Here is a 2,823-nt window from a genome sequence, read left to right on the forward strand (position 1 = left end):
ATAATTATCCATTAATGAGAAAAATAGGCATAAATAGAAGTATGAATTCCATATTCGGAAACATTGACGATCTATTCCTGTTTTGTACTGTGGTTGAAGAGGGCTCGTTGCTGTCGGCATCGAAGCGGCTTCAACTGCCTGTGTCGACCATGTCACGCCGGTTAACCGCTTTAGAAGAGCGTTTGAGCATCCGCTTGCTAGAAAAGAAGGGCAGGGAGCTTGTAGCGACGAAAGATGGTGAGGCGGCCTTTGCAGCGCTGAGCAGTGGTATGGAGTCCCTTCATCAAGGCTTTAGTAGCCTGCTTGAAGAGCGCGACGCTATTCAAGGCAAGATAAAACTCGCCGTGCCTCATAATTTCTATAGTGGTTTTCTTCGCCCGACTGTCGAGCAATACCTTACTCAATATCCAAATGTGCAGCTCAATCTGATTTTGAGCCAGCAACAAGTGGTGCCTCAAACCGACCGTGATTTGTTGATCACGTTTCAGATTTCCGACATGGACGGCATGATCGCTCGACCATTGTTTAAAGCGAAACATGGCTTTTTTGCAAGCCAAGCTTATTTAGATTCGCGTGGGACGATCATTAAACCAGAAGATCTTGAACATCAAGACTGGATTAACGTTGATGATGTGTTTGATATGCCGCTCTACAAAGCGGGTCACCTGGAACAGATGGTAACGATCAAACCCAAGTTTATTGTGAACGATATTCATGCGGTCGCGGCGGCAGCGCAAAAGGGGCTGGGTATCGCTTCGCTGCCTTTTCGTCATGTGTATCCAGAAATGAATCTGGTTCAAGTGCTCCCTGAGTACCATCGGGGTGATCGCCAAGCGTATTTAGTGTACAAAGAAAGAAAATATCAGCCAAAGGCTTTAACTCTGCTTATTGAGGCGTTAATTAAAAGCGTTCAGTCGTTCCATAGCGATGAGCTGAGTTAAACAAAAGGAGAAAGAAATGAAAGTAAGTTTTATCGGGTTAGGCGTTATGGGTTTCCCAATGGCAGGACACCTAGTCAAAGCCGGGTTTGAGGTAACGGTATTTAACCGTACTCACAGCAAAGCATTGGACTGGGCTGAAAAACACCAAGGTAAAGCCGCTGAGAGCGTTGCTGAGTGTGTGGAAGAAGCTGATGTTGTGCTGGTTTGCGTGGGTAACGATGATGACGTACGCAGCATGACAACCAGTGAAACAGGCGCATTGGCCGCTATGAAGCCAAACGCGATTCTTGTTGATCACACTACAACGTCTGCAATCCTTGCTGAAGAACTTGAAATTGCAGCGCAAGAAGCGGGTATTCGCTTTATGGATGCACCAGTGTCTGGTGGCCAAGCGGGCGCAGAAAACGGCGTACTAACTATCATGTGTGGTGGTGAACAAGCGCTATTTAACGACCTTCAACCTGTGTTCGAAGCTTACGGTAAATCGTCGGTTCTGATGGGTAAAGTCGGTCAAGGCCAACGTGCGAAAATGGTTAACCAGATCTGCATTGCAGGTGTGTTGAATGGCTTATCTGAAGGCTTAGTGCTTGCTGAAAAATCAGGTTTGGATATCCCAACTCTGGTTGATTGCCTTAAAAACGGCGCTGCTGGCTCGTGGCAGATGGAAAACCGTGCTTCGACAATGGCGCAAGACAAGTTCGATTTTGGCTTCGCCATTGACTGGATGATCAAAGACCTAGGTTTCTGCCTAGATGAAGCTGAGCGCCAAGGCATTCAACTTCCATTGACGGAGAAGACCAACAACGCATACAAGGCTCTTTCTGCACAAGGTGAAGGCCGCATGGATACTTCAGTACTGATGAAGGCTGTGGTTGAAGAGACAAAGAAGTAGAAAGATAGAAACTTCGTTTAGATAACTAAAAATAGCCGCTAATCAGTGGCTATTTTTTTGCCCACCCACACTCGAACTTTACACCTCTTGGAATTCCATACCTACTGATAGATAGGCGATGCTTGTGAATTATGCTATATTCCCCCAAAATATAGGTGGAATTAATATGAAAGAACTTAATCCAACGGCAGAAAAGATCGTCGATTTAGCTGAAAGTTATATGCAAAGCCGAGGTTTTAATGGCTTCAGTTTTCGCGACATTCAAAATGAGCTTGGGATAAAGACTGCGAGTATCCATTATCATTTCAAAACGAAACAAGACCTGGCTCAAACGGTATTTGAACGTTACCTTGTTAATTACGAAGTAGCGTTAAAGCGGATCGAGAGTCAAGACATCTCTGCAGAAGGTAAAATTGAAGCGTTAGCCGACATTTTTGTTGACGTACGCGAGAACAACAAACTGTGTCTATGTGGTATGTATGCTTCTGACTTCTATTTTTTGGCGGATGGTTTGGAAAGCCTATTGTCTAAATTTGTTCAAATCAATGAAGACTTTATTCGTAAAAGCATAGAGCAGGGGATTACGAGTGGACATTTCCGTTCTGGATTAGAAGCGACTCAAGCTGCGAGGCTAATTTTTGTCGCCTTGGAGGGGGGGATTTTACTGTCTCAATTCAAGGACACAGACTATATCCGTTCGGTGAAAGCCAGCTGTTTAAACATTCTGAAGGCGTCATAGTTTATCGCTCAGATTGATACGGCGCGGTATAGCAATCGGCTTTGTAGGAGACATTGTCATCGTGCTGTAGATATGTTGGACGTAGTGCAACCCAAAAGAGATTGTAGTTTTGAAAGCGAGGCTTAGCCCTCGCTTTTTTTATGTCTAAAAACTGATCATTGGACAAAATTCGTAATGGATCTGACTCACTAAATGGTGTTGTAGACACTTTTCATGAGACGGATACTCATTTTTATAAAATAATTTAATCA

Annotated in this window: 3 protein-coding genes; all 3 read left to right on the forward strand. The window is 44.3% G+C overall.

The genetic code is table 11. The annotated features are described in order from the left end of the window. Positions 1–41 precede the first annotated feature (41 nt). The 3 genes from BCT81_RS27785 (at position 42) to BCT81_RS27795 (ending at position 2,572) form a co-directional block, all read left to right on the forward strand. Positions 42–941 carry a LysR family transcriptional regulator gene (locus BCT81_RS27785; RefSeq protein WP_102426538.1) on the forward strand — a complete coding sequence of 300 codons (900 nt, stop codon included), beginning with the start codon at positions 42–44 and terminating at the stop codon, positions 939–941. A 16-nt stretch (positions 942–957) separates the two neighbouring features. After that, positions 958–1,833: an NAD(P)-dependent oxidoreductase gene (locus BCT81_RS27790; RefSeq protein ID WP_102426539.1), complete on the forward strand. Its 876-nt coding sequence runs from the start codon at positions 958–960 to the stop codon at positions 1,831–1,833. A 166-nt stretch (positions 1,834–1,999) separates the two neighbouring features. Beyond that, the gene (locus BCT81_RS27795; protein WP_102426540.1) at positions 2,000–2,572 is read left to right on the forward strand and encodes a TetR/AcrR family transcriptional regulator; all 573 of its coding nucleotides are present in this window, start codon (positions 2,000–2,002) and stop codon (positions 2,570–2,572) included. Positions 2,573–2,823 lie beyond the last annotated feature (251 nt).

This window comes from Vibrio sp. 10N.261.52.A1 (assembly GCF_002876325.1).
In the GTDB taxonomy this organism is placed as follows: domain Bacteria; phylum Pseudomonadota; class Gammaproteobacteria; order Enterobacterales; family Vibrionaceae; genus Vibrio; species Vibrio chagasii.

Bases quoted from the DNA above. Each gene is read 5' to 3' on its own strand.
- BCT81_RS27785 (WP_102426538.1), top strand. From the start codon at position 42: ATGAATTCCATATTCGGAAACATTGACGATCTATTCCTGTTTTGTACT.
- BCT81_RS27790 (WP_102426539.1), top strand. From the start codon at position 958: ATGAAAGTAAGTTTTATCGGGTTAGGCGTTATGGGTTTCCCAATGGCA.
- BCT81_RS27795 (WP_102426540.1), top strand. From the start codon at position 2,000: ATGAAAGAACTTAATCCAACGGCAGAAAAGATCGTCGATTTAGCTGAA.